The sequence below is a fragment of the Pseudokineococcus marinus genome, from assembly GCF_013004605.1.
Lineage (GTDB): Bacteria > Actinomycetota > Actinomycetes > Actinomycetales > Quadrisphaeraceae > Pseudokineococcus > Pseudokineococcus marinus.
Map to the genome: position 1 here is coordinate 1 of NZ_JABEMA010000397.1, position 2,361 is coordinate 2,361.

The 2,361-nt window shown below is 79.5% G+C and carries 1 protein-coding gene and 1 pseudogene; both read left to right on the top strand.

Annotated elements, in window-relative coordinates; all coding sequences use genetic code 11:
• Positions 1 to 591: pseudogene (locus HLB09_RS18940) on the top strand (hypothetical protein); the annotation flags it as partial.
• 104 nt (positions 592 to 695) lie between these two features.
• Positions 696 to 1,904, top strand: a complete 1,209-nt coding sequence (gene aroC, locus HLB09_RS15890; protein WP_171204287.1) for a chorismate synthase — start codon at positions 696 to 698, stop codon at positions 1,902 to 1,904.
• The last annotated feature ends 457 nt before the right edge of the window (positions 1,905 to 2,361 follow it).

Sequence of the window (2,361 nt, forward strand, 5' to 3'; positions counted from 1 at the left end):
CCGGCCGCTGCTGCGGCCGCCGACCCGGCCACGGCTGCGGCCGCCGACCCGTCCGCCGCCGTCCCCGCCTCGGGCGAGGCTCCTCTCGGCGCCCAGGCGCTCGTCGACGAGCCCGCCGTCCGTGACCCCTTCGCGGCCTCCGGCACCGGCGCCCCCGCCGCCGACCCGGCCACCAGCGCGGTCGTCGACCCGGCCACGGGCCTGCCGTCCACCACGCCCGGCGCCTCGACGCCGGTCACCACGACGCCGGTGACGCCCCTCCCGGACGCGACCGCCCCGACCACCTCCACCTCCGCCGCTCCGGCCGTCAGCGCCCCGTCGGTCACCGCCCCGGCCGGCCTGCAGGTCACATGGACGGACGTCCGCGAGGGCGGTTGGTACGTCTTCACCGTCGTCGACGGCACGCAGGGCACGACGGTCGCCGCGCAGGCGGGCAGCGCCCTCGGCGTCGAGCCCCCCGCGTCCGGCGTCGTCTTCACCGGCCCCGGCACGGTGGCCGGCGGCGCGGGGGCCGCCGTCGACAGCGTCGGCCTCAGCACCGGCTCGACCGTCCTGCAGCTCGTCCGGGGGGAGCCCGTCACGCTGCCCTGACCCGCGTCCCACGAGGGCGGTCGTCGCCGCCCCGGGTCCCGCGCGGCGCGCCCAGCCCGCGGACCCCCGGGCCCGGCCCGCGGCGCCGGTGCGAGGATCGCCCGGTGCTGAGGTGGCTGACGGCAGGGGAGTCCCACGGTCCGGCGCTCGTCGGCGTCCTCGAGGGGATGCCCGCGGGCGTCGCCGTGACGACGGCGGACGTGCAGGGCGCGCTCGCCCGCCGCCGCCTCGGCTACGGCCGCGGCGCGCGCATGAGCTTCGAGGCCGACGCCGTGACGCTCCTCGGCGGGGTCCGGCACGGCCTGACCCAGGGCGGCCCCGTCGCCATCCAGGTGGCCAACACCGAGTGGCCCAAGTGGGAGACGGTCATGGCCGCCGACCCCGTCGACGAGGACGTGCTCGCCGCCCAGAAGCGCGGGGCGCCGCTGACCCGACCCCGCCCCGGCCACGCCGACCTGGTCGGCATGCAGAAGTACGGCTTCGACGAGGCGCGTCCCGTCCTCGAGCGCGCCAGCGCCCGCGAGACCGCGGCGCGCGTCGCGCTCGGCGCCGTCGCCGCTGCCTTCCTCGAGCAGGCGGCCGGCGTCCGGCTCGTCAGCCACACCGTGGCGATCGGCACGGCCGGCTCGGCCGACGACGCCCCGCTGCCCGGGCCCGACGACGTCGCCGCCCTGGACGCCGACCCGGTGCGCAGCGTCGACCCGGTCGGCTCGGCCGCGATGGTCGCCGAGGTCGACGCCGCCCACAAGGACGGCGACACGCTCGGCGGCGTCGTCGAGGTGCTCGCCTACGGGGTGCCGCCGGGCCTCGGCAGCCACGTGCACTGGGACCGCCGCCTCGACTCCCGGCTCGCGGGCGCCCTCATGGGCATCCAGGCCATCAAGGGCGTCGAGGTCGGCGACGGCTTCCGCACCGCTGCCCGCCGCGGGTCCGCCGCCCACGACGAGATCGAGCGGGGCGACGACGGGCGCCTGCGCCGCACCACGGGTCGCGCCGGCGGCACCGAGGGGGGCATGAGCACCGGCGAGGTGCTGCGCGTCCGCGCCGCCATGAAGCCCATCGCCACCGTGCCGCGGGCCCTCGCGACGGTCGACGTCGCCACGGGGGAGGCGGCGCGGGCGCACCACCAGCGCTCGGACGTCTGCGCCGTCCCGGCCGCCGGCGTCGTCGCGGAGGCCATGACGGCGCTCGTGCTCGCCGAGGCGCTCGTCGAGAAGTTCGGCGGCGACTCCGTCGCCGAGACCCGCCGCAACGTCGAGGCCTACCTCGCCGCGCTGCCGGAGGAGCTCCGCTCGCAGGTCGCGTCCGCCTGAGGGCCCGGCCCCCTGCTCGGGCCGCCTGCCCGGGCTGCTGCGTCCGACCCGGGCTGACGTCGATCGCCGTAGGCCGGGTGGCTCCGGGCGGCAGGGCGACGTCAGGGCTCAAGGACGGCCGCCGCCGTGCCGATGACCGCCGCGGAGGCGCGCCGCCGGCGCGCCCCTGCCCGACGGGAGCGCACGTGGCCGACCGCCTCGCCCACCGCCCGGCCGACCTCCCCGTCGAGCCGGAGGCTCCCGCCGACGCCCCGCGCGTGCCGCTCCCGCGCGGCGCGGTCGCCACGAGGACGGCCCTGACCCGTCCCGTCGGAGCACTGTCCCTGCCGCGCAGCGGTCGCACCGTCCCCGCTCCAGGGACCGCGAGGCGCCTCGCGTCACGACGCGGCCGCCGGGCGGTCGCGCTCGCGGCGCTCGTCCTCGTCGGTGCGCTGCTCGCCGCGAGATCGGAAGAGCG